Below are 22,694 nucleotides of genomic sequence, written 5' to 3' on the forward strand. Positions count from 1 at the left end.
CGCCGCCTGCCTGTTGCCCCCAATGCGGTCACCGCCTCCGTGAAGAGACAATCAAACTTCTGCCAAAGTAGTGCTAGACGGCCCTGTCAGTGCTTCACGAAAGTCCAGTAGAGTCGCGTCGCGATTTCGGCGCAGCGTTTGCGGCGATATCGGTGACAAATTCATATCGATCGCCGCGATATGCAGACCTCGTGAATTCGACGGGCGTCCCTTTCGCATCACGGGTCAGGCGCTCGATGCGCAATATTTCCGAACTCTGCGCAATCGAAAGCATTCCAGCTTCGGTTGGCGTCGCTAGAGCGGCGCAGATACGTTGTGTTCCGGACACAGGAAAAACCCCCGAGGCCTCAAGCGCTGCGTAGAGCGAGTCGCCGACGGCGTCCAAATTCGGAAGAAACTCCGCGGGGACGACGGCATGCTCTATTGCCAGTGGTTCGCCGTTCGCAAGACGCACACGCGCGAGCCTAGCCACCTTGGTGGCGATCGGAATCTCGAGAGCGACCGCCTCCTCGTCGGTGGCGCTGGCGTAAGCGCGCATCATCCACACAACGCCGGGATTATCGCCCCTCGACCGCGCATCCTCGGAAAAGCTCGTCAGCGTTGCGCCGCGTGCCAGGATGCGTTCGGTGACATATGTCCCCGAACCGTGCCGGCGAAAAAGCAATCCTTCCTCTATGAGCTTCTGGATGCCCTTCCGGATCGTGACCCGGGACATGCCCATTCGTTCCGATAATTCGCGTTCGGATGGAAGTGGTTCGCCCGGTTCCACCCCTCCGCTTTCGATATGCTCGCGAAGATTGCGCGCCAACTGAAGATAGAGCGGTGCATTGCTCTCCTTCAACCCGGCAAGCTTGTCTCGCATTTCCAGTCCTTTCCTGTTCATTGTCAAGGAAGCAGGCGATGAGAGAATCGCTCGCATTTTTCCGTTGCTGCTGGCCCTAACGATGAACACTCATTAGCATTTTTGGGTCGTTCGCTTCAACCATTTGGCACGCTATTGGTATACATGTCGATCCGCATGAAGCTCGCGTCGTCGGAGATTTTCGCGCGCGGATGATTGCGAAGCGACCCATCGACTTGCTCGAGCGTGCGAAGTTGGGAATAGTATTCCTCGAATTCTTCGCGACTGTTGATCGAAAGCAGATCGGACACCCCCAGTCGGCCAAACATATCGGTGAGGCGTAGAAAGCCATCGCTCGCTAAGGCGATCGCCCAGTCGTCGACGGGCAATTCGGCGCGATCGGCGCGCTCGATTGCCTCCATTTGGAGACCAAGCACCCAATAGCCGCCATCGACATTCATAAAAGCTCGATTTCGGACAAGTTGCGGCCGCAACTCCTGAAAAAGCTCGGCCGTGGAGATTCCTGGGTGCTCGGCGACGATCGATCGAGCCAGCGCTATGGTGCGCTGCTCGAAAGGCCCGATATTGCCGCCGTCTCCATGTTCGGCGAATGCTTCGCCGCCAAGGGGCCGGTAAGCAATCCGACAGTCTCCGAGCGTTGCCAGTTCAACTTTTTCGGGCAGGGCGCGGACAAAAGCTATCGCCGCGCAGGGCAATTCATGGCGCCCCGCGGGCGGGCGCCGCGCGAGCGTTGAATAGTCCAACCGGCAGCGGTCGACCACGGTGCCGAACAAATCCTCGAAGGGCATTGTTGGTTCGCTAGCCAGAAGATCGCGCAGCTCCGCATCGACCCGCTGCGCGAACCACTGCGCATCGCTGACTGCTGAGACGACGTTCTCACCAGCGCCAGAGGCTCCATCGATGACCCAAGCCGCGGCGTCCGTATATCCCACCAAATCCTCATTTGCCGTTGCTCCGGATCGGGTTTCCGCCAAACGGACGTTGAACATCTCGGCTCCACTAAATAGACGTGCGGTCGGCCTCGTGCGCGCTGGCCGATATCGTAGCTTGATGATGTGGTATCATAGTGGTAGCAAGCGTGCAACGTCGACTACGGTTAGGGGAGCGAGAGATGCGCATTCTTGGTTTCATGAGCGGGACGTCGCTTGATGGCGTCGATGCGGCCATTTTGAGCTCCGATGGCGAAGAGATTCACGACTTTGGTCCGACGCACCTCACCTCCTTTTCGACTGAAGAGCGCGCCATCGTCAAAGAAGCCACCGAGCAGTTTGTAGCGACCGGCACGGCCGAATCGAAACTTTTGGAGGAGGCCGACGATATCATCGTCGATGCGCACGTTCGCTGTGCGCGTGAACTTCTCTCCAAATCCGGAGCCGGTACGATCGAATTAATCGGTTATCATGGTCAAACTGTCCTGCACCGGCCCGATCGCGGATTGACGATCCAGATTGGCGACCCGAAAAAAATTGCCAATACGCTCGGCGTCGACGTTGTCGCGGACGTTCGCCAAGCCGATATGGCCGTCGGCGGAGAGGGCGCGCCTCTTGTCCCCATCTATCACGCCGCTCTTGCCCAGAAGATCGGCAAGTCGGGCCCGATCGCCTTTCTCAACGTGGGCGGCGTCGCGAATTTCACATTCATCGGCAGCGATAAAGAAATCATCGCACTTGATACCGGGCCGGGCAATGGGATGCTCGATCTTACCGTCCAAAAACGAGGTCTTGGGCGATATGATGATGGCGGAGCGCTGGCCGCGAGCGGAGAGATCAATCAGACTGTGCTGAGCCATTTACTGGCGCATCCCTATTTCGAACGTGAAGGGCCGAAGTCGTTGGATCGCTATGACTTTCCACTCGATATTGTGAATGATCTCTCGGCTGCCGACGCAGCGGCGACGTTGGTCGCGTTCACCGCCCGGTCCGTGGCGCTGGGCGCACAGCAGCTTCCCGAGCGACCGGCACTTTGGATCATTTGTGGCGGCGGGCGACATAATCCCGTTATAATGGAGGCCTTGCGAGAGGTCCTCGGCGACTGCGAAAGCGCGGACGATTTCGGGCTGCGCGGAGACTTCATCGAAGCCGAAGCCATCGGATTCATCGCGGCGCGCTCGGTTCGGGGGTTGCCAGTGACCTTCCCAAAAACGACGGGCGCGCCAAGGCCGACTGCGGCCGGAAAGCTATACAAGGCTCAGACGGCGACAGTCGCCTGACCAGGGCCGAGGTCGAAACTTGCGCGCTGTGCATTCGACCTGGCGGGTGCAATGATAGACCGCACGGCGCTGGGGAGCATGTCGAAATGATCGATGTGCAAATCCGCACCAAGCTGGCTGGCGCACACGTCGGAAAATCCGAAGCCTACCGCAATCGACGGCATCGCAGCCGCTCTCGCTGTCTCGACGTCGACCGCCGAATCTCCAACATAAATGGCCTTGGCCCCTTTCGCCTGCGTAATCGCGGTGAGCAACGGGCGCGGATCGGGTTTTCGGACAGGCAATGTGTCGCCGCCGATAATTGCGTCGAACATACCGGCCCAGCCGAGCGCTTCGACCAGATGATTGGCAAGTTCCTCAGGCTTGTTGGTGCAAATCGCGAGCCTGAAGCCTTCGATTCGCAATTCTTCGAGCGCGAGTTCCAGCCCCGGATAGGGCGCCGAAAAGGTACAAATATTGTCGGCATAATGTTCCAGGAACACCGGAATGGCTCGTGTGATCAGTTCTTCCGGTGCATCTCCGCTAAGCGTGAGTCCTGCGGACAGCAACGCGCGCGCGCCGTGGCCGGCAAGGGACCGAACGAGCATCGGCTCGACGACCGGCCGGCCGAGGACTTCCAGCGAATGATTGAGCGCAGCGATGAGATCGGGGGCCGTGTCGACAAGCGTCCCGTCGAGGTCAAATACCACTGTGTCGATTTTCGCGCCCCGCATCGCCATTCTGATGCCCGGCCCGGGACCGCAACACAAGGGCCAATTATGCGATCCGCCTTCCGTTCCGGCCATTCTGGCGCATCTAATGGATCTTGCGGCGTGACCATCGTGGTTCGGTCGCCGTCGCTGCATTTCCGACGGATTGCGCCGCTGCTAAAATTGGTTACAATCTGGTATTAGGTCAATCCGGGACGTGCGAAAGCAGTCGAATGGACCGACGGAACGGAGGATTCTGCATGCCGTCTGAAAAAACGTATCGAATCCATATTAACAATCACCCTCACGAGATCGGCCCCGCACCCCTACCCGCCGCGCAGGTCGCCAGGATGGCCGGGGTCCCGCTGGATAACGTCGTCATCGAACTCGAGACGCCAGCCGGACTGAAAGAAGTCGCCCTCGAAGAGACATTGGCCGCAGCTGATGGACTGAGTTTTCTTGTGACGCGCCAATTCATCATGGGCGGCGCCGCATGATACATGCGAACGGACGCGCGCTGCTCCGCCTAGCGCAACCCGAACTCGCAAGGTTGATCGCGACCGTTCTCGATGCACCCGACCCCTTGGAAGGCGGCGCATTCGCCTTGTTCGGTATGCGCGATACCGCGGCGTCCACTGTTTTCACCCTCGCCGAATTAATCGCTCCAGAGGTCGGCGAGATCGGCTGGGGGGACGGCAATGTTCGGATCAATCATCCCTACTTGCGGCGAGTCGCGAAGCTGGCGCAATCCGGACAACTCGCGGTCGGATTCATCCATTCCCATCCGCGAGGTCTGCCGCCTCGGCCGAGCAAGGTCGATGAAGAGATGGACGCCTACTTGGCGGACTATCTGGGGAGTCTTCTTACTGGTCGCCCCTTCGTCAGCTTGATCCTTTCGTACGACGGAAGCGATATTGCTGTTGGCGGTAGGGCTCTAATCGATGGAGAATGGCGCGCGATAGATCGCGTTGCGGCCGAGCGGATGCCCCAAGTCGTCGCATGGCCGGGCGGCGAGCGGCCAGCCCCACCACCGCAGCCACCGGAAAGCGTGGCGCGGATGACGAGTGCGTTCGGACTGGAAGCTTATCAGCGCCTCGCCCGTGCTACCGTCGCACTCATCGGCGCTGGCGGCACAGGCTCTGCGGCGATACCAATTCTGGCCCGCGCCGGCGTCGGCCGTCTGATTGTCATAGATGGCGATCATGTCACCATTTCTAATCTTGAACGCTTGCACGGCAGCCGTCCCTCCGACGTTGAGGCGGCCACCCCGAAAGCCCTTGTCGCCAAACGCTCAGTTGCTGAATTCGCACCGCATTGTGAGGTCCGTGCCGTGGTCGGCCGCCTCCCTCAGCGCGAGATCGTCGACCTGGTCGTTGAGGCTGACCTTCTGATGGGCTGCACTGATCAACATTCGAGCCGAATGGCCGTTGCGGACATCGCTTCCCGCTATCTTGTACCGGCGATTGACTGCGGCGGGCTGATCGAGGGAGCCGACGGCGTCGTAACTGGCCAACTGGTGCAGATTGTCCGCTTCTTGGCCGCGGACCCTTGTCCGGTTTGCCGAGGGATGATTTCCCCGCTGCGCGTCGAGCAGGAATTGCTTCCAACTGGCGCGCGTCTCGACGCCGCGACTCAGGTTGCAAAGGCGGCCGCGGCGGGCGTGCGGCACGACCCAATCCTGTCAGCAATTCCCCAGATCGACACTGTCGGCTACATCACGACGACCGCCGGAACTCTCGCCGCCGGATTTGCAATCGGATGGCTGACGGGCCGTTTCGACCCTAAGTTTCAGCGGCTGCAGCTCGACCTAGTCAGCCGCAATCTCGGCGCGGTGGACCGGCCGCAGACGGCAAATCCCGACTGCTATTGCACCCTGTCATATGGCCATGCGGATCAGAGCGATACGGCGGCGCCCATCTCTGCGCCCGCACATTGGCCGCCAGTCCGCTTCCTGTAGATTTCCCGAAGCGCCCCCAATGATCGGCGCTGGGCGCCGTTTTCGATATGGCTTTCTCCCACCGCCGGATCGACCTCCAGCACGATAGTTCCCGTACGGCCAAAGCGGTCCGGGAGCCTCTCGAAGGGCAGCGAGCCCGAACCGACCTCGAGCCCCTCGCTGACTATCGATCGCGTCAACACCGCTTCGTCGAGCGCATCCTTTGCGATCTGGTCGCGGTCGAGCAGGATCGCGTCCGAAGCATGCAGATATGGCATGTCACTGTCCACGAAATCGAAGGGGTGGAGCCACTCGACCTCCTGAAGGTCTTCCTCGCTGATCCACGCGAACCTAGGGTCATCCCGAAGCGAGGAATAGGCCACCCTCTTTCGGTTGAATAGGTTCGAAGACAGCGCGGCGTGCGCGACGTCGACGAACGGTTCCACATTGTCGAGACCCTCCTGCCGCACGAAGTCGCGGAAGCGAGCGATCTCCCAAGGGAAAAAATGGTCCAGGGGACCAGAGAGATAGTTCCTGCCATCGCGCGGCAGCAATGAATAGTGGCCGACATTCTCGACAAGTAGACGCTTGCCGCTTGCAGCGTCGGCCAGATCCCTGATGACCTCGTTGAAGGCTATTTCGGCGGAGGCCTTGTCGACGGCTCGCGGCGCGCCCTCGCCGAATACCAGCCCCCAATAGCGATGGAGGACGATCGCATCCGCACCAACCCGGTCGGCGAACTCGATGCTCCGTAGGCACTGGTCGGCGTCGAAGTCCCGCGAGGTCACCACGGCGACGGATTGCAGCGGGACGTGGACAACGAGTCCATTCACCGAATGGTCTGCTTTGAACCGCTCCACATTCGCGATCGCGGTCTTGAAGCTGTCACGCGAGTCGATGTCGCGCGCGCCGAACGTATGCAGCTCGAGATTCACGGGCAATCCAAGCTCGGTCATGGCTCGACCGCGAGCGCCGAGCTGCTCTTTGTCGATGGCCGCGGCTTTCAGGGAAAAATCGACCATTTGAAAATCCTTCCGCTACCCGCAAGCACCCGGATGAGAAGCCCTTGTCGCGGGATTCGCGAGCGTCAGCTGCAGTTGCGCCGCTTGACTCGAAAGAACAATACCACTTATAGACCGGGTAACAAGTTGTATCAAATGTGGTAACTAACCTGGGGTTAGCCTAGCATTGTGACGCGACGCGCACAAATCGGCGGAGGACATGGATGCCCATGACTTGTCGAGACCGCGAAAGCGGTACAAACAAAGGGTCCGCTTCGGAATTTATTTCCAGCGCGCCTTCGCCGTTTTGCGAGATCGTCGCCGCACACGCCGCCGAAGGCGATGCACTGTGCCGCATCAGTCCGGTCATTCTCGATGCGATGCGGAGCGAGGGCTTGTTTCGCACCCTGCAGCCGCGGCGCTTTGGCGGCGGCGAAGCTGACATCGCAGCATTTTTCGACAAGCAAATCGAGATCTCGGCGACCGACATGTCAACCGGCTGGCTCGCCGGCGTGATGGGCGTCCTCGCTTTCCATCTCGCGCTCTTCCCAGCAAAGGCGCAAACGGATGTCTGGGATGCGAACCCGGGCGCCCTCATGGCGTGCAGCTACATGCAGACCGGAAAAGCAATATTGACCAGCGACGGTTACGAGCTGAGCGGCAGATGGCGATTCGCGAGCGGCGCCGACTATGCAGACTGGTTCCTGCTCGGCGCCCGCCTTGAGCGGGCGGGCGAGATTGAGCCCGTCATCTTCCTCGTGCCGCGGCACGATGTCGAGATCCTGCAGACATGGCGCGCGACCGGATTGCGCGGAACCGGTAGTCAGGACTTGTCAATCGAACGCTGCTTCGTCCCAACCCATCGCATCCACGGCATAAGAGAGCGCTTCCTTGGAATGAGCCCCGGGCTCGAGGTCAATCGAGCGCCGCTCTATCGCATCCCTCTTCCGCAACTGCTTTTCCGCGTGGTGTCGGTCCCGGCGATCGGAGCGCTACGCAGCGGCCTCGCGGCTCTTATCGACCATAATTCGCTACGCACGGACATTACCGGGCAACGCGTCGCCGGGAATCCTGAAGTGCGCCTAACGGTCGGCGAAGTCGCAACGGACATCGAAGAAATGCTGGGCATATTGCGTGACGGCATCCGCCAACTGTCGGCGGCCGCGTCGGAGGGCCGAAACCTCCCGCTCCAAACCCGCATGATATTGCGGCTGCAGGCGTCGCGCACCGCCGAACGCTGCTGTCGACTCATGCACCGGATTTTTGTCGCGGCGGGTGCGAGCGGTCTGACCTCCGATGCGCCGTTCGGCCGCCTGCTTGCCGACATCCAAGCGTCTCGGCAGCACGCCGCCAATCAGTTCCAGCCGTTCGGGCAGTCGCTCGGAGCGAGCCTGCTGGGCATGGAAGCGGAGGACAGTCTACTATGAGTGGCGATATCGCACACCCGTCGCCCCTTCCGTTTAGCGTCGCTTTCGATCCGCGAGACGAGGATGAGGTGATCCGTCGCTGGCGCGGCTTGTTGCGTGGAAATCACTGGAGCCATGGCGCCGAACTTGAAGAGTTCGAGGCGACCTGGAAAGCGTGGAACGAACTGCCAGCGATTGGGTTCGACAACTGGGCCGGCGCCGCGGCCGCCATTCTCGATTTCTTCCAGGTGGCCGGCAAGACCGTCCTGTGTCCTTCCAACACATTTCTTGCGACCCCGCGATCGGCGCTGCGTGCCGGGGCAAGTGTCGAATTCTACGACTGCAATCGCGAAGACTTGTGCGGTTCGTACACGGACTTCGTCGAGAAGGCTGAGCGGCATAAGCCGGCGCTCGCTTACATCGTACACATCGGCGGGCACATCGCATTCGATATTCACCGTATCGCCGAATATTGCCGGGCCAATCAAATCGCGCTCATCGAGGATTGCGCCCATGCGGTCGGAGCCGAGTGGAACGGCGTGAAGCCGGGCGCATTCGGGGATGCCGGCATCTTCTCGCTCTATGCGACGAAGACCATCTCGACCGGAGAAGGCGGCGTCGCGGTCACAGCCAATCCCGATCTCGAGCGGCACGTGCGATCCTTCCGCGATTACGGGCGCGGTTCGCGATATAAAATTCAAGGAATGAACCACAGGCTCGATGAATTTCGGGCCGCACTCGGTGTCGTGCAGATGCGCAGGATGCCCGAAATCGTCAGCTGGAAACAACGATACGCGCGCGAGGTCCTGGACTTGCGCTATCCAAATCGCGTGCAGATGCCCAATGGTATGGAAAGCGGATACTATAAGTATATCGTATTTGACGAGATACCACAGACAACGGGTCGGGTATATGAGTTGCCATGCCATGAAATATTTGATTCTTCGATCAGTCTTCCTAACACTGAATGGGCTACTAATAATCATTGGTGCGTTCCAATATACTATCCGAAATAGTTTATATTCATCAAAATATTTCAAAGTCCCTAGTTAGAAAACGCCAATGCATATTATATAAATAACGAGGAGAAATGCCATGCGTGACGTTCTGGATATCAGAAGTACGACGAACATGGTGCATCCGATCTGGCTTTGGATCGATCCAACCAGCCGGTGCAACCTCGCCTGCCGCCTTTGCTATACAAAGTTCAGTCATGGCAAACTCGATCTCGAGCCGTCGCAACTCGAGGAGACGCTTGGGCGGCTCGCCGCGTCAGATACGCTTGAGGTCAAGGGAATCCATCTCAACTGGCGCGGCGAGCCCTTGATGAATCCGCGTTTCAACGAGCTCCTCGCGATAACCCGTCGGCTGCTTCCTGACGCGCCACTCCAGTGGCACACCAACGGCACGATGCTCACTGCCAAGCGCGTGAAGGAGATTCTGGCGGTCCCTTACACGCACAAAATTTTCGTCTCGCTTGATGGTGGCAATGCCCGCTCGCACGATCTGAACCGGGGGCAAGGCAATTTCCACAAGACAATGGGCGGGCTCCGACGGTTGCTCGACATGCGCGGCGACGATCGCCGTTTTGCGACCATCGGCGTGTATCAGATCGATCTCAACCAAACCGAGGAAGCCTATGACCCCGAGTTTGTCGAACTGCTCGGCCGCGTCGACGACTATGTGAAGGTTACCCCCCTCCTTCCGGGCGGGGCGCACAGCAATGTGACTGAAATCGGCGACCTCGAAAGCGACAAGACCCTCTACGACCGGATGTTGCAGGACATCAACCCGAACCTACCCGTCCCCGGAGGGTCCTGTTTCTGGGCCGGCCATACCCTTTGCCTGGCACCCGACGGCAAGGTCTCGGTTTGTGTCATCAGTCACGGCAGGGCGGGCGTCGTCGGCAATCTCTTCGACGAGACGCCCGAGGCCGTGGTCGACCGCGCGGTGGCATTTCGCCGCATGCTCGAATCCGCGGGGCGCGCATGCGTTGGCCATTGCTCGACCTGTCGCAAGCCGGAAGGCGACGTGCTTCCGAAGCACAAACAGCGCGGACAATCGAAGCTGACGGAAATCGCCTGAGGAGTTGATCGTATGAACAGAAGCGACTGGGCAGTCGGATTGATGACCGGGACGATCATTGACGGCTTCATCGACATTGCGGCGGTTCGAACCGACGGGCGCGACATTGCGGAATTTGGCCCCTGGTCGCTCTCTCCTTATCCCGACTCTCTGCAGGAGTTGATAGCGAAGGCATTCGATGCTGCTCTCGCATGGCGCTTCGACGGAGCCGAACCCGGGATATTCGCAGAGGCGGAAGAGGCGCTGACACTGGCGCAAGCCGATGCTGTGGTGCGTTTTCTCGATGAGCACGGCATCGCGCGGAACTCCGTGCGGGTGATCGGCTTCCACGGCCAGACGGTGCTGCACCAGGCGCCAGACAACGGCCGGAAGGGAAATACCCGCCAACTTGGGAATGGCCGATTGATGGCCGATCGCACCGGCATCGATGTCGTCTATGATTTCAGGACCGACGACATTCGCTCTGGAGGACATGGCGCGCCCATATCTGTTTCCTATCATCACGCGCTCCTGAAGCACTTGGGGGCGGGCTCGGACACGGCCATCATCAACCTCGGCGGCGTCGCCAATCTCAGCTGGGCCGGGACGGACGGCGAGGTCATCGGTTTCGACACTGGACCTGGCGTGGGGCCGATCAACGACTGGATCACCGCGCATGGCGCCGGCGAAATGGATCTGGAAGGCCGGGTTGCCGCTAGAGGCAGTGCGGATGAGGAACGGCTCCAGACGCTGCTGGCTCATCCCTTCCTTTCTGCAACTTGGCCCAAGTCGCTCGACCGGTTCGATTTCACCGGAGCGCTCGCCGACGGGCTCTCACTCGCCGACGGCGCTATGACTCTGACCGCTTTCACCGCCGGAACCGTGGGCAAGGCGCTAGACATGCTACCGGTGCGGCCCGATCGTTTGATCGTCTGCGGTGGCGGTCGGAAAAATCCGACATTGATGGCGGAGCTCGCCAGGCGCGCTGACGTCCAGGCCCTCGCCGCCGAGGCGGTCGGCTTACGCGGTGATGCGATCGAGGCCGAATGTTTTGCCTTTCTGGCGATGCGCAAGATTCACGATCTTCCGATCAGTTTTCCAGAAACGACGGGGGTGCCGAACCCAATGCCCGGCGGCCGCGTCGCCGCAGCCGAGCGCGTGTCGTGACCGAAGCCAGCGAGGACACGGCCTGCAATCCGATCGAGGCCGCCGCACGGGCGCTGACGTGCGAGTTTGCAGCGGCCGGCGACGTGTCGGGGCAAATCGCGCGCCTTATCGATATGGGGCGCGCGTTCGATGGCTTACCAGACGGCGACAAGAACGCGGTCACCCGCATTCACGGCTGTCAATCGCAGCTCTGGCTCAAGGCCCAACTCAACGGCCAGATCATGACGTTTCGCGCCGATTCCGACTCGCTGGTGATGCGCGGACTGCTTGCCGTCATCCTCCAGATTTACGAGGGGAAGCGCCCGGACCAGATCGTCCGGCACGACTCCGGGGCCGTCGATACTCTGATCCTCACACTCGCGCCCAGCCGTGCTTCGGGCCTTCGTTCGTTGAAGCAGCGGATTCGCGAATCGGCGGAGGCAGCGCTTTGAATGCGCAGCGAGAGATTGGCGAATATTATTCGCGGCAGACCGTCCTGCCGGAGATCGGGCTGCTCGGACAGCAAGTGCTCGCCCGATCGAAGGTCCTCGTCATCGGCGCCGGCGGATTGGGGTCTCCCCTCCTCATGTACCTCGCCGGCGCCGGGATAGGGACGCTGGGTATCGTGGATTTCGACGTGGTCGAACCCTCGAACCTGCACAGGCAGATCCTCCATGGCATCGACCGGCTCGATACGCTGAAGACTGCCAGCGCGATCCGGACTCTGACAAATATCAATCCGCACATCGAACTGATCCGGCACGATGAGCCGATCGGCGCAACGAATGCCGACCGTCTTGTTTCGCAATATGATCTGGTCGCCGACGGCAGCGACAATTTCGATACACGCGACGCGGTCCACGCCGCTTGCCGGCGGAGCGGCAAGACGCTCGTCAGCGCGGCAATCCAGCTGACCAGCGGAATATTGACGACCTTCAAATCGCACGAGCCGGGCGAAAACCCATGCTTCCGCTGCCTTTATCCCGACCGGCCGAACGCGGAGGTTACACCAAGCTGCTCCCTGATCGGCGTTCTCGGCCCCGCGGTGGGTGCTATGGGCTCGCTCCAGGCAATCGAGGTGATCAAGGAATTGCTCGAAATCGCGCCCAGTCTGTCGGGCACCTTGGCGATGTACGATGCCTTCGCCTGTGAGATCGAAAAAATCGAACTCCCGCGGCGAACCGGATGTCCCATCTGCGGAGAAGAAGCTTATCCCCCGGTTACCGGGGGGAACAGTCCAACAGTATCGGCCGGCTGAATCGGATGATCGCGCTCAACATAACGCCGGTTCACTGTGAAACGCAGGCTTCCTTCTGCGTTGGCGACCGCAGCGAGATCCGGATGGCGATCAGAAAGAATATCAATGAGCATGGAAATATTTCTACAACCATTTGGCAACTCAATATCCTCCGAAGACAATCCCGTCTTGGATCTAAGCCATGAAAAATAGGTGATTCTCATGTCTGGAACCCTCTGTTACGCCACAATATATCCGAACAATATGCACTTTATCATATTTTTTAAAGGATTCCATCCAATTTTTACTAAAATATTCCGATTGGAGGCGATTAAATGGCCGGTGCTTTAAGCGGACTTAAGGTTATCGATATGTCCCGCTACATCGCGGGGCCTTTTTGCGGACAACTGCTGGGGGATCTTGGCGCGGATGTGGTGAAGGTCGAGCGCATCGATGGCGGCGAGGAAGGACGGCGTGTCGGCGAGGCGATCGCGGGAGACACTTTTTTCTTTCTGTCTGCCAACCGAAACAAGCGTGGCTTCGCCGTCGATTTTCGCGACCCCGAATGTCAAGCCTTGCTTGCCGATCTCGCGGCGCAAGCCGATATCCTGGTCGAGAATTTTCGCCCGGGGACGCTGGAATCAATGGGCATGGACTGGGAAAGCCTGCATGCCCGCAATCCTCGTCTCATTCTGGTCCGGATCACCGGTTTCGGACAGGACGGACCGTTGGCGCAGCATCCATGTTTCGACGGGGCAGCGCAGGCGATCAGCGGGTTGATGTCGATGACGGGTCAACACGACGGACCGCCGACGATGTCCGGCGTGTTCGTCTGCGACTATACGACGGCACTCTACGCGACGATCGCGGCCTTGGCCGCGGTCCGCGCGCGCGACGAGACCGGTGTCGGGCAGGTGGTCGAGGCAACGCTCATGGATAGCGGCCTGGCGCTGATGACTACCGCCATTCCCGAATATCTCGTGAACGGCGAGTTGCCTCCGCGGCTCGGTAATCGCGACCGCTATCTCGCGCCCTCCCACTGTTTTCGCGGTCGTGACGGCGGCTGGGTCTATGTAGTCGCGGGCAATGATCAGCATTTTCACCGCTTCGCGGCCGCGATGGACCAACCCAACATCGCGCAAGACCCGCGCTATGCGACGTTCGTTGCCCGAAACACCAACGTGGACACGCTGGAAATCCTGATCAACGATTGGGCCGCACAGCATGATAGCGCGGATATCCTCGCCAAGCTGCACGCGGCGGACGTGCCTTGCGAGAAAGTCGCGACGATCGCCGATGTCGTCACCAATCCGCAAGTTCTTCACCGCCGACAGATCGTCGATGTGCCGCATCCAATCGCGGGATCAGTGCCCTTTCAGGCGCCCGCATTCAAAATGTGGGGCACGCCGACCGAAATCAGCCGCGGTGCGCCAGGGCTCGGCGAACATAGCGGAGACGTGCTGAAGGAATGGCTCGGCTATTCCGACGCGGACATCGACCGGCTCGAGGAGCATGGGCGGATCTGAGGGAGGTTTCAGTATGCTGCACCCCGAGCCCGCCCAAAAGGCCTGGAATCCCGATGCGATCAGGAGTGACTTCCCATTAATCGCGGGTTTGTCGGGGTATGGAAGGATCACATATCTCGATAATGCGGCGTCGGCACAGAAGCCACGCAGCGTGATGGACAGTATGACCGACGGTGCATTCACCCGTTATGCCAATGTCCATCGTGGAGCCCACCGGCTTAGCGGCCTCGCGACGGCGAGCTACGAAGGCGCGCGCGCCCGGCTGCAGGCCTTTTTGAACGCTCCGGGTGCAGAGCAGGTCATTTTTACGAAATCGGCAACCGAGGCGATCAATCTCGTGGCATCAGCCTTTGCCGCGATCGTTGCACCGGGGGATGAGATTATTGTCTCCTCACTCGATCATCACGCCAATCTGGTGCCGTGGCATATGCTTCGGGAACGGCGTGGCATCGTCTTGCGCTGGGTCGATCCTGACGCATTCGGCAATCTCGATCCCGCCGCTTTCGCTGACGCCATCACGCATCGCACGCGCCTTGTGGCGGTCACGCACATGTCGAATGTTTTCGGGGTATTGACGCCACTCGAGGCAATTGTTCGGCTTGCCCATGAAAGGGGCGTTCCTGTGCTCGCAGATGGAACCCAAGCCGTAGTACACCACGCAATCGACGTCTCGGCTCTCGACGTCGATTTCTATGCTCTCACCGGCCACAAACTTTATGGGCCGACGGGCATTGGGGCTCTCTATGCCAAGCCAGGCTGGCTCGAGCGCATGTCGCCAATGCTCGGCGGCGGCGAGATGGTCGCAACAGTAGGTCGCAATCACGTCGAATATGCGCCCGCGCCGCACAAGTTCGAAGCCGGAACGCCCCCAATTCTCGAAGCGATCGGACTTGTCGCTGCGCTCGACTATATCGAGAGTGTGGGACGTTCGAGTATCGCGGCCCACGAGGCCGCGCTTGGTCGCCACGCGCGGGCCCGATTCGCGGCTATTCCGGGCATCACCGTCTTTGGCGATACCGAAAAGCCCGGTCCGATCCTGACGTTTGCCTCTGCCAGCGCCCATGCCAACGATATAGCGGCAATCCTGGACGGCAAGGGCATCTGCGTCCGTGCCGGAGCGCACTGCACTCAACCGCTTCATCAAATGCTGGGCTTCAGTTCGACATGCCGCGCGTCGTTCGCCATGTACAGTACGCTGGCTGAAGTCGACGCTCTGGCCGATGCGGTCGACGAGGCGTTGACAATTCTAAAGTGAGATCAGCCGACTGCGGCGCACGCACTACTCGCCGCCAATCCAGGTCCGAACGACCTCAATGTCTTCGGAGAGGTGCACGATATCCGCGCGAGCGTGCGGCGCCAGACACCCATAGGTGCCAGCCAGCCCCAGTAAAGCCGCCGGCGTTGCGCTCGCCATCTTGCAGGCGTCCGCAAGTTCGACGCGCATGCTCGAAACAGCGTTCCGAACGGCCCGAGCCATGTCGAGGTCCGAGCCCGCCAAGGTTCCATCTCTCGAACGCAATGCGCCCCGATCGCGAAAAATCTCGGTCTCGCCAAGCAAAAATGTATCGATATCCGTGCCGACCGTCGGCATGGCATCTGTTACGAGCATCAATTCGTCGGGACCCTTTGCGCGGAAAGCGGCCCGCATTGCAGTCGGGTGAACATGGTGCCCATCGGCGATCACGCCACAGATCAACGAAGACGCCAATCCAGCCCCTGCGGCACCCGGCGTGCGGCTAGCTAACGGTGGCATAGCGTTGAACAAATGCGTGATAGCCTGTAGCCCTTCGCTGATCGCGCGGTCCATATCCTCACTTGTCGCCAGCGTGTGCCCGGCAGAGACAATGACGCCCCGAGCCGTCAATTCGGCGATGAGATCGGGCGCGACCGTTTCGGGCGCGAGGGTCACGAGCGTCTTCCCCAAACCGAGCGAGGAAAGCAGATTCACGGCCCGCTCGTCCATTTTGCGGATTTTCGAGGCGTCGTGGATGCCCTTCTTTTCGACATTCAGAAAGGGGCCTTCGATATGGATTCCCAAAATGCCGGGAATACCGATCGCGATCGCGCCGCGCACCGCGGCTATCCCGCGCTCGATCACGTCGAAATCATCGCTGATGAGGGTCGGAAGCATTGCGGTGGTCCCGAATTCCCGGTGCGCCTCCGCGATCGCCCTTATCCCGTCGATCGTCGGGGATTCGTTAAACAGCACGGCGCCCCCGCCGTTCACTTGCGTATCGATAAAGCCTGGAACGAGCATGCCGCCGCCCAATCGAACCGGATCAAACCCAGTCGGGACGCGACTATCGGATACGACATCGACGATCGTCGGTCGGTCGATCAGCAATGCGTGATCTGTTCGCCATCCGCTTTGCGTGAGAATTCTCGCGCCGATCAGAGCCTTTCTTGTCATATCGTTTCGGTTACTTTCTTGAGCAACGGCGGCGTATCGGGATCAAATCCCCGTTCAATCGCGAGTGCATTGGCAAAGCGGTAAAAAGACTGGATCATCGCGATCGGCGCTGTCACCGGATGCATATCTGCGACGACGGGCAACTCGATGGCACCCTTTCCAACCGCTCCGGCTCCCGCCACGATCGCTCCCTTTTCGACGAACAAGCCAAGCAAGGCGTCCATCCCTGCCCGGGCCTCGTCGAGCGGCGGAAAGACCAGAATAGGGAAGTTACGATCGACAACCGCCATCGGGCCGTGCGCTACCTCCGCCGTGCTGAAAGCTTCCGCGTGAATTCCGCATGTCTCCTTAAACTTCAACGCCGCCTCGAGCCCGATCCCGAATGAAGGGCCGCGCCCCAGGACGAAAAGGCTGCGTGCCTGCGTGAAGGGCGCCAGAGCCTCGTCCCATGACGCGGCCCAAGCGTGGCTCAATTGATCGGGCAGCGCAGAAATGACGGGTTCAAATGCTTGTCGGTCGATGCATTCGGACATGATTTGGGCGAAGGCTGCAAGCGTCGCGATGAAGCTTTTGGTTGCTGCGACGCTTCGCTCCGGTCCAGCGCGGAGCGGCATGACGATGTCAGCGAGACGTACAAGAGGTGAGTTTTCGTCATTGACGATCGCGATGACGATCGCCCCAGCCTCTCTCGCCACCTCGGCGGACGCCAGCAGATCGGGGCTCTTCCCCGACTGCGACACGACAATAAACGGTTGCTCCGCCATATGCTCCATAGGTACGCGATATACCGAACCCATCGACGGTGGGTGCGACGATACCGTCTTGCGAAGACGCGTCTCGAAGAGGAATTTTCCATAAGCGGCAGCGTGATCCGAACTGCCGCGGGCGCAGGTGAAAATCGTGTGCGTTGCGGGGCGCATTAGCAGCTTCGCAAGTTCTTTCGCCAACACGGCATTTTCCGACAATTGCTTGGCGACGATCTGGCCTGCCTCGCTGGCCTCGGCAAACATCAGGGTGGAGCTGGGGTGCGCGGCTGGCTGCATGTTAATACCTGTATAATACCAGTTTACCTCCATCCGCAAGCCAGATATATTCGCGGGCATGACACATCTGCGCGACATGCTTTCGAATTTCCTCGGCGACCGGCTAATCACCGCTGAAACCGCTCGCATCGCCTATACACAAAGCGAAGGGCACCATCCGGGTGAGTTACCGGCACTGGTGGCCCAGCCGGTTTCGATCGAGGAGGTTTGCCAGCTCGTCCGAGCTGCCTCGGCGCAGGGCGTCCCGGTTGTGGGCTATGGCGCCGGCACGTCTCTCGAGGGGAACGCCGCTGCCCTCACATCAGATACGCTCGTCATAGACTTTTCGCGCATGAACGAGATCGTAGAGATTGCGTCGGAAGATTTCCTCGCCGTGGTCCAGCCGGGTGTCACGCGAGAGCAGCTCAACGAACAGCTACGCGCCACAGGCCTCTTTTTCCCGGTCGATCCCGGGGCCAACGCAACGATCGGCGGGATGATCGCGACCCGCGCGTCCGGAACGACGACCGTGCGTTATGGCAACATGCGTGACAACCTGCTGGCCCTCAAGGTCGTTTCGGCAACCGGCGAGCTGATCCGGACGGGTACACGGGCCCGCAAATCGGCGGCTGGCTATGACCTTACGCATCTCTTCGCGGGATCCGAAGGCACGCTGGGCCTGATCGTGGAGGCGACCCTGCGCCTTCACGGGCAACCCGAACAGATCGTTTCCGCAAGCTGGGATTTCGCCAACGTGAAGGGTGCGGTCGATACAGTGATCCAGACCATCCAGTCCGGGGTCGCCATCGCACGCATGGAGCTTCTCGACACGAGTGCCATGATGGCGTGCAACCGTCAGAGCCATCTCGGCCTTCCCGAATGTCCGACCCTCTTTCTGGAATTCCACGGCTCCGGTCCCGCCATTGCCGAGCAATTGGAAATCGTTCGCATGCTCGGAGACGCCAACGGCGGCGGGACGCTGAGATCCGCGACAGCGTCGGAAGAGCGAAACGCGCTGTGGAAAGCGCGGCATCATCTACTTTGGGCATCGCGGTCGATGATTCCCGAGGCGCAGGCCTGGATCACCGACATCTGCGTTCCCATTTCTCGATTGGCCGAAGCCATTTCGCGCGCGCAAACGATGATCGAGGAATCGGGACTTTTCGCTCCGATTTTGGGTCATGTCGGCGACGGGAATTTCCACGTGTTCTTCATTCTCCATCCCGACGACAAGCTCTCGTGGCAAAAGGCGTCAGTCATCAACGACGCCATGGTAGACCACGCGCTCTCGGTTGGTGGGACCTGCACAGGTGAACATGGGATCGGCTTGGGCAAGCGCGACGCATTGCTGCGAGAGAATGGCGCAGCCGCCGTCGAGGTCATGCGGCAACTCAAGCAGGCACTCGATCCGCAGGGCGTCTTCAATCCCGGCAAGATATTTGCGGCATAATTCCGGCCGCCCCAACCGGGCTGGGAGTGGATCGGCGGCATCCGCTGGGTCGCAACGGCCAGGCCGGCATCATGCGGACTGTGCTAAACCCGCAGCAAAAGACCGCGGCGCTGAAGCGGTACCAGAAACAACCTGCAAATTGTTACCGCAAGAACCGCAAATAGCACCGACGACCACATGGCCGACAGACCGGCCTCCTGAAGCCCCGCGAGCAGGTGGTCCCGAATCCGCTCCTCGCCACCCGGCGGAAGGCGCAGCAGGGCGATCAGGAGCATATGGATCACATAGATGGTCAGCGCTGCCTGGCCGACCGCGATGAACTGGTTTGCCCAATTATACGGTTGCAGCAGGGGCCATGCGGCGTGGGCCACAGCATAGGCCAGCGCGCCGATCCCCGATGTCACAAGCACGAAGCTCGCAGTCCACAAATTTTTGTTGATCGGGACGATGGTCGCCGCCAACAGCCCGGCCAGTACGAGAATGGCGCCGGCGAACGCGAGGCGCCGGATGTGCCTTGGTGCACCGGCCCAACGCGCGAGCGCGATGCCGAAGAAACCGCTCGCCATCGAGGGCAACGTGGACAATACACCCTCGGGATCCCAACTGCCGCGCAATATCAGTCCCGGGAGGAATTGCCGATCCAGCAATCCGCTAATTCCCGTACCGGGAGCGAGGCTGGCAACATTGCTTCCCGCACCTGTAGCCAGCAGCACGAAAGTATGCGTCGCGATGACTGCCAACGCGAGCCCGAGCGGAATGAGCGCACCGCGCCCAATGGAGATGATTGCGGCGCAGGCGAGGTACACGATGGCGATGCGCTGCAACACGCCTGTCCATCGCAACTGCCCCCAGTCAAGTTCGGGGCGCAGGCACCAGTTGAGCGCGACGCCGATCGCAAAGAGCATCGCGCCGCGCCGGACAACCGCGACCCATGCCATCGGCCGCCGACGTCCATCAAGAGCCAGCGATGTGGAAATGCCGACAATGAGCAGGAAAATCGGAAAGACGATATCAGCAAGCGTCAGGCCGTGCCAAGCGGCATGTCGGAGGATCGCGGGCCCCGCGGCCGTCTGAAAGTTGACAAGCAACATCAGCATCACATCTGCTCCCCGCAGGAAATCGAGCGGCAGGTCGCGGATGCGCGCCGATTGAGTCACGGCGCCCGTCGGTCAGAGCCGACGCATGGTGTCAGGCAGCTCCGTGACATCGGGCCATTTCATTCCTACCCGAGCGCCGCGATTGCCTTGGCCAATATTCCGCCGTGATCTTTGAGAAGTTTGGCGGACTCATTTGGACTATTGCCCATGGCGATGAGGACCGCCCTAGAGATACTGTTTTCGCCCCGTTCCAGGGCATCCACGGCATCATCCTCGGAACATTTTGTAAGCATCTGCACGATTCCGGCCGCGCGTCGCTGCAACTTCGCGTTCGAGACGACCATGTCGACCATCTGGCCGCGATAGACCTTGCCGAGCCGCAACATGATCGTCGTCGAGATGATGTTGATGGCAGCTTTCTGGGCCGTGCCTGCCTTCATGCGCGTCGATCCGCTGATGATTTCGCTTCCGGTCCCGAGGAAGATGGCGTGCTGCGCAGCCTGAAGGACCGGAGTCGACGCATTGTTGGCTATCGCGATTGTCAGCGCCCCGCGGACGCGTGCATCCTCGATGGCACGCAATGTGAATGGAGTGTGCCCGCTTGCTGCCACAGCCACTACAACATCGGTCGCGTCGACAGCATGCTCGGCGATCTGCCTCGCGGCATCAACAACATCATCTTCGGCGCCTTCAGCGCTCTCGACGAGCGCCGGGAGTCCACCCGCGAGGAGATAAAGCAACCTCTCCTGTGGCCAGCCGAAGGTCGGCGTCAGTTCGACGCCGTCCTGAACTGCCACGCGGCCCGATGTTCCAGCGCCGACATAGATCAGGCGCCCTTGCGAAGATAAAAGCCTTTGCGCGGCCGCTTCGCACGCCGTGGCAATCGCCCCTGCCTGGCTGTTTAAGGCTTCGATGGCTTCGCGTTGGCCTTCGATCATAGCGGTTACGGCATCAACCGTTGGCCAGTCGTCTATTTCGGCGTAGCGTGGGTCGACCGCTTCAGTACCCGGCATCTATAACTTCCTTGTTCGCGTTGCCGATGAGGCAAACCAGCGTTGAAACTGTCACGCCAACGCACAAGTGCCATGGAAAGGCGATTTTCTTGAGTGCTTCGGGCAGGCCTAGTACATCGATCGTGAACGGTTGAAACAGCATGACGACGACGAAGCCCACCGCCAAGGCCGCGATGACCGACGCCGTCGACCCGCGCTTTGAAAACACCGCTGTGATGTAGACCCCCAGCAGTCCCGAATAGGCGAACGCCATCACTCCGAGGACAAATTCGAGCAGCGGAATGTCGCTGTACCGCTGCCAATAGAAGCAGACGATGGACATCAGGAAGAGGAGAATGCCCAGAATTACTGTCGCAAGACGCCCAGCAAGGATGAAGTGCCGTTCGTTGCGCGGTCCGTTGCGCTCGACGAAAGGGCGGTAGAAATCGTTGATCGCTACGGCGGCCATCGAGATCAGTCCGGAATTGATAGCGGCGGCGGCGATGACACCAACAGTTACGAACCCGCGCAAGCCCGGCGGGATTTCGCTCAGAATGAAGCTCATAAAGACGGTGATCTTTTCACCTTGGAACGTCGGTGCGATCTGTCCCGGGATGGTCGTCATCAGGTCGGGGCGTTCATAGAAGATGTAGAGCAGCGAGCCGATGAAGAGAAAAATTAGGATGACAGGGATCGATGCCAGCACAGACCAGTAGAGGGCGCGGCTGCCCTGTCTCGCCGAATCGCAAGCGAGCAAGCGTTGCGTCGTATCTTGGTCGAGACCCGAATTCGCCGCGTTAATCAGGACCATTCCCGTCACCGCTGCCAGAACCGAAAAGGGCGTGGCGAGATCGAGTGTCCAGTCAAGGACTTGCAACTTGCTCGCTCCGGAGGGAGGGTATGCAAGCGCAGTGTAGATAGCGGTGGCCGGCGCGGGAATCTTAGACAGTAGGAACAGGACGACGAAGATTGCCGCTCCGACGTAAAGCACGACCTGGACCAGATCGCTCCAGATCACAGAATTGAGGCCGCCCATGAAGGTGAAGGCAAGGCCGAAGACCAGCAAGACGAATGAAGCGACGATAATATGCTCGGGCGCAACGTCGAGGAATAGGATCATCGAAACGGCAATCGCGGCAAGATAGAGCCTAGCCCCACTGGCAAACACGCGCCCGACCAGATACATCGCCCCGGCCGCGCGCCGCGCGGTCGGGCTGAACCGGGCCTCGAGCAGTTCGTAGACGGTGGTGGCGCCCATCGCGTAAAAGCGCGGCATCAGGATGGCGGCGACGAGCCAAGCGCCGATCAGCGCGCCGATCACGCTGGTCAGATAGGTGTAATTTCCCCGGAAGCTATTGTCTGGAACGCCAAGGAAGGTGGCTGTCGATTGCACGGTGGACAGAACAGACACCGCTACAAGCCAGGTCGGCGCACGATGGCTCGCCAGAAAATAGTCGTCCGCATTTTCCATGTTGCGCCGCGTTGACGCATAGCCAGCGATGGCGAGGACCAAGACATATCCGATCAGGATCGACCAATCCAGCGACGTGAATTGTAGCGTGTGCATGTTGTCCCCCGGCGCCAATGGGCGCGATTATCAGACCTAGGTACCCGTCTGAGGAACCGCGCCCCGGGCAAGTCGTCCTG

The 22,694-nt window shown here is 60.2% G+C and carries 22 protein-coding genes; 12 read left to right on the top strand and 10 right to left on the bottom strand.

What is annotated here, in order from left to right:
- Positions 1 to 94: 94 nt before the first annotated feature.
- Together AC3WS4_RS25050 and AC3WS4_RS25055 are read right to left on the bottom strand one after the other, a co-directional pair.
- Positions 95 to 883 (bottom strand): GntR family transcriptional regulator, encoded by a 789-nt coding sequence (locus AC3WS4_RS25050; RefSeq protein WP_228383650.1) that lies wholly within the window; start codon positions 881 to 883, stop codon positions 95 to 97.
- Between the two features lie 95 nt (positions 884 to 978).
- Entirely contained in the window at positions 979 to 1,851 is an 873-nt protein-coding gene (locus tag AC3WS4_RS25055; RefSeq protein WP_081997367.1) for a protein phosphatase 2C domain-containing protein, read from the bottom strand.
- A 122-nt stretch (positions 1,852 to 1,973) separates the two neighbouring features.
- Here AC3WS4_RS25055 and AC3WS4_RS25060 point away from each other — a divergent pair, with 122 nt between their 5' ends.
- A complete protein-coding gene (locus tag AC3WS4_RS25060; RefSeq protein ID WP_039575593.1) occupies positions 1,974 to 3,071 on the top strand; it encodes an anhydro-N-acetylmuramic acid kinase in 1,098 nt (365 codons plus the stop codon).
- Here the strand turns inward: AC3WS4_RS25060 and gph are convergent.
- Positions 3,050 to 3,790 carry a phosphoglycolate phosphatase gene (gph, locus tag AC3WS4_RS25065; protein ID WP_167702733.1) on the bottom strand — a complete coding sequence of 247 codons (741 nt, stop codon included), beginning with the start codon at positions 3,788 to 3,790 and terminating at the stop codon, positions 3,050 to 3,052. The two genes, AC3WS4_RS25060 and gph, sit on opposite strands and share 22 nt — an antisense overlap.
- A gap of 230 nt (positions 3,791 to 4,020) precedes the next feature.
- Between gph and AC3WS4_RS25070 the strand changes: the two genes are divergently transcribed.
- Together AC3WS4_RS25070 and AC3WS4_RS25075 are read left to right on the top strand one after the other, a co-directional pair.
- The gene (locus AC3WS4_RS25070; protein WP_148309128.1) at positions 4,021 to 4,257 is read left to right on the top strand and encodes a hypothetical protein; all 237 of its coding nucleotides are present in this window, start codon (positions 4,021 to 4,023) and stop codon (positions 4,255 to 4,257) included.
- Positions 4,254 to 5,717 carry a ThiF family adenylyltransferase gene (locus tag AC3WS4_RS25075; RefSeq protein ID WP_081997368.1) on the top strand — a complete coding sequence of 488 codons (1,464 nt, stop codon included), beginning with the start codon at positions 4,254 to 4,256 and terminating at the stop codon, positions 5,715 to 5,717. Before AC3WS4_RS25070 ends, AC3WS4_RS25075 begins: the two co-directional genes overlap by 4 nt.
- Here AC3WS4_RS25075 and AC3WS4_RS25080 read toward each other — a convergent pair.
- Positions 5,654 to 6,718 (bottom strand): apurinic/apyrimidinic endonuclease family protein, encoded by a 1,065-nt coding sequence (locus tag AC3WS4_RS25080; RefSeq protein WP_039575604.1) that lies wholly within the window; start codon positions 6,716 to 6,718, stop codon positions 5,654 to 5,656. The two genes, AC3WS4_RS25075 and AC3WS4_RS25080, sit on opposite strands and share 64 nt — an antisense overlap.
- 203 nt (positions 6,719 to 6,921) lie before the next feature.
- On the opposite strand from AC3WS4_RS25080, the gene AC3WS4_RS25085 reads away from it, so the two are divergent.
- From AC3WS4_RS25085 to AC3WS4_RS25110, 6 genes are all read left to right on the top strand, one after another.
- Positions 6,922 to 8,124 carry an acyl-CoA dehydrogenase family protein gene (locus tag AC3WS4_RS25085; protein WP_081997369.1) on the top strand — a complete coding sequence of 401 codons (1,203 nt, stop codon included), beginning with the start codon at positions 6,922 to 6,924 and terminating at the stop codon, positions 8,122 to 8,124.
- Positions 8,121 to 9,119 (top strand): DegT/DnrJ/EryC1/StrS family aminotransferase, encoded by a 999-nt coding sequence (locus tag AC3WS4_RS25090; RefSeq protein ID WP_039575608.1) that lies wholly within the window; start codon positions 8,121 to 8,123, stop codon positions 9,117 to 9,119. Before AC3WS4_RS25085 ends, AC3WS4_RS25090 begins: the two co-directional genes overlap by 4 nt.
- Positions 9,120 to 9,198: 79 nt before the next feature.
- The gene (locus AC3WS4_RS25095; RefSeq protein WP_081997370.1) at positions 9,199 to 10,188 is read left to right on the top strand and encodes a radical SAM protein; all 990 of its coding nucleotides are present in this window, start codon (positions 9,199 to 9,201) and stop codon (positions 10,186 to 10,188) included.
- Positions 10,189 to 10,200: 12 nt separating this feature from the next.
- Entirely contained in the window at positions 10,201 to 11,334 is a 1,134-nt protein-coding gene (locus tag AC3WS4_RS25100) for an anhydro-N-acetylmuramic acid kinase (protein ID WP_039575612.1), read from the top strand.
- Complete coding sequence (locus AC3WS4_RS25105) at positions 11,331 to 11,765, top strand: SufE family protein (RefSeq protein WP_052208308.1); 435 nt, start codon at positions 11,331 to 11,333, stop codon at positions 11,763 to 11,765. The genes AC3WS4_RS25100 and AC3WS4_RS25105 overlap by 4 nt, the downstream gene beginning before the upstream one ends.
- Positions 11,762 to 12,571, top strand: a complete 810-nt coding sequence (locus AC3WS4_RS25110) for a HesA/MoeB/ThiF family protein (RefSeq protein ID WP_039575614.1) — start codon at positions 11,762 to 11,764, stop codon at positions 12,569 to 12,571. The genes AC3WS4_RS25105 and AC3WS4_RS25110 overlap by 4 nt, the downstream gene beginning before the upstream one ends.
- On the opposite strand, the gene AC3WS4_RS25115 is transcribed toward AC3WS4_RS25110, so the two are convergent.
- The gene (locus tag AC3WS4_RS25115) at positions 12,523 to 12,774 is read right to left on the bottom strand and encodes a MoaD/ThiS family protein (RefSeq protein WP_081997372.1); all 252 of its coding nucleotides are present in this window, start codon (positions 12,772 to 12,774) and stop codon (positions 12,523 to 12,525) included. The genes AC3WS4_RS25110 and AC3WS4_RS25115 overlap by 49 nt on opposite strands.
- Before the next feature lie 111 nt (positions 12,775 to 12,885).
- Here AC3WS4_RS25115 and AC3WS4_RS25120 point away from each other — a divergent pair, with 111 nt between their 5' ends.
- Both AC3WS4_RS25120 and AC3WS4_RS25125 read left to right on the top strand, forming a co-directional pair.
- Complete coding sequence (locus AC3WS4_RS25120) at positions 12,886 to 14,076, top strand: CaiB/BaiF CoA transferase family protein (protein WP_039575616.1); 1,191 nt, start codon at positions 12,886 to 12,888, stop codon at positions 14,074 to 14,076.
- Positions 14,077 to 14,089: 13 nt separating this feature from the next.
- Positions 14,090 to 15,331 (top strand): cysteine desulfurase, encoded by a 1,242-nt coding sequence (locus AC3WS4_RS25125; protein WP_039581079.1) that lies wholly within the window; start codon positions 14,090 to 14,092, stop codon positions 15,329 to 15,331.
- Between the two features lie 24 nt (positions 15,332 to 15,355).
- On the opposite strand, the gene nagA is transcribed toward AC3WS4_RS25125, so the two are convergent.
- Together nagA and AC3WS4_RS25135 are read right to left on the bottom strand one after the other, a co-directional pair.
- Positions 15,356 to 16,486 (bottom strand): N-acetylglucosamine-6-phosphate deacetylase, encoded by a 1,131-nt coding sequence (nagA, locus tag AC3WS4_RS25130; RefSeq protein ID WP_081997373.1) that lies wholly within the window; start codon positions 16,484 to 16,486, stop codon positions 15,356 to 15,358.
- Entirely contained in the window at positions 16,483 to 17,529 is a 1,047-nt protein-coding gene (locus AC3WS4_RS25135) for an SIS domain-containing protein (RefSeq protein ID WP_039575619.1), read from the bottom strand. Before AC3WS4_RS25135 ends, nagA begins: the two co-directional genes overlap by 4 nt.
- A gap of 58 nt (positions 17,530 to 17,587) precedes the next feature.
- Between AC3WS4_RS25135 and AC3WS4_RS25140 the strand changes: the two genes are divergently transcribed.
- Entirely contained in the window at positions 17,588 to 18,958 is a 1,371-nt protein-coding gene (locus AC3WS4_RS25140; RefSeq protein ID WP_039575622.1) for an FAD-binding oxidoreductase, read from the top strand.
- 83 nt (positions 18,959 to 19,041) lie between these two features.
- Here AC3WS4_RS25140 and AC3WS4_RS25145 read toward each other — a convergent pair whose 3' ends face one another.
- From AC3WS4_RS25145 to AC3WS4_RS25155, 3 genes are all read right to left on the bottom strand, one after another.
- Positions 19,042 to 20,115, bottom strand: coding sequence for an acyltransferase family protein (locus tag AC3WS4_RS25145; RefSeq protein WP_052208310.1), 1,074 nt, complete (start codon positions 20,113 to 20,115; stop codon positions 19,042 to 19,044).
- Between the two features lie 65 nt (positions 20,116 to 20,180).
- Positions 20,181 to 21,068 carry an N-acetylmuramic acid 6-phosphate etherase gene (locus tag AC3WS4_RS25150; RefSeq protein WP_039575624.1) on the bottom strand — a complete coding sequence of 296 codons (888 nt, stop codon included), beginning with the start codon at positions 21,066 to 21,068 and terminating at the stop codon, positions 20,181 to 20,183.
- Positions 21,055 to 22,614 carry a sodium:solute symporter gene (locus AC3WS4_RS25155; protein WP_039575628.1) on the bottom strand — a complete coding sequence of 520 codons (1,560 nt, stop codon included), beginning with the start codon at positions 22,612 to 22,614 and terminating at the stop codon, positions 21,055 to 21,057. Before AC3WS4_RS25155 ends, AC3WS4_RS25150 begins: the two co-directional genes overlap by 14 nt.
- Positions 22,615 to 22,694: the final 80 nt, after the last annotated feature.

This window comes from Sphingopyxis sp. EU05-FHT14B03 (assembly GCF_058790875.1).

Coding starts and splice junctions, on each gene's coding strand:
- AC3WS4_RS25070 (WP_148309128.1), top strand. CDS start 4,021: ATGCCGTCTGAAAAAACGTATCGAATCCATATTAACAATCACCCTCAC.
- AC3WS4_RS25085 (WP_081997369.1), top strand. CDS start 6,922: ATGCCCATGACTTGTCGAGACCGCGAAAGCGGTACAAACAAAGGGTCC.
- AC3WS4_RS25125 (WP_039581079.1), top strand. CDS start 14,090: ATGCTGCACCCCGAGCCCGCCCAAAAGGCCTGGAATCCCGATGCGATC.
- AC3WS4_RS25095 (WP_081997370.1), top strand. CDS start 9,199: ATGCGTGACGTTCTGGATATCAGAAGTACGACGAACATGGTGCATCCG.
- AC3WS4_RS25135 (WP_039575619.1), bottom strand. CDS start 17,529: ATGCAGCCAGCCGCGCACCCCAGCTCCACCCTGATGTTTGCCGAGGCC.
- AC3WS4_RS25140 (WP_039575622.1), top strand. CDS start 17,588: ATGACACATCTGCGCGACATGCTTTCGAATTTCCTCGGCGACCGGCTA.
- AC3WS4_RS25155 (WP_039575628.1), bottom strand. CDS start 22,614: ATGCACACGCTACAATTCACGTCGCTGGATTGGTCGATCCTGATCGGA.
- AC3WS4_RS25115 (WP_081997372.1), bottom strand. CDS start 12,774: ATGAGAATCACCTATTTTTCATGGCTTAGATCCAAGACGGGATTGTCT.
- AC3WS4_RS25055 (WP_081997367.1), bottom strand. CDS start 1,851: ATGTTCAACGTCCGTTTGGCGGAAACCCGATCCGGAGCAACGGCAAAT.
- nagA (WP_081997373.1), bottom strand. CDS start 16,486: ATGACAAGAAAGGCTCTGATCGGCGCGAGAATTCTCACGCAAAGCGGA.
- AC3WS4_RS25050 (WP_228383650.1), bottom strand. CDS start 883: ATGAACAGGAAAGGACTGGAAATGCGAGACAAGCTTGCCGGGTTGAAG.
- AC3WS4_RS25080 (WP_039575604.1), bottom strand. CDS start 6,718: ATGGTCGATTTTTCCCTGAAAGCCGCGGCCATCGACAAAGAGCAGCTC.
- gph (WP_167702733.1), bottom strand. CDS start 3,790: ATGGCGATGCGGGGCGCGAAAATCGACACAGTGGTATTTGACCTCGAC.
- AC3WS4_RS25060 (WP_039575593.1), top strand. CDS start 1,974: ATGCGCATTCTTGGTTTCATGAGCGGGACGTCGCTTGATGGCGTCGAT.
- AC3WS4_RS25120 (WP_039575616.1), top strand. CDS start 12,886: ATGGCCGGTGCTTTAAGCGGACTTAAGGTTATCGATATGTCCCGCTAC.
- AC3WS4_RS25075 (WP_081997368.1), top strand. CDS start 4,254: ATGATACATGCGAACGGACGCGCGCTGCTCCGCCTAGCGCAACCCGAA.
- AC3WS4_RS25150 (WP_039575624.1), bottom strand. CDS start 21,068: ATGCCGGGTACTGAAGCGGTCGACCCACGCTACGCCGAAATAGACGAC.
- AC3WS4_RS25100 (WP_039575612.1), top strand. CDS start 10,201: ATGAACAGAAGCGACTGGGCAGTCGGATTGATGACCGGGACGATCATT.
- AC3WS4_RS25090 (WP_039575608.1), top strand. CDS start 8,121: ATGAGTGGCGATATCGCACACCCGTCGCCCCTTCCGTTTAGCGTCGCT.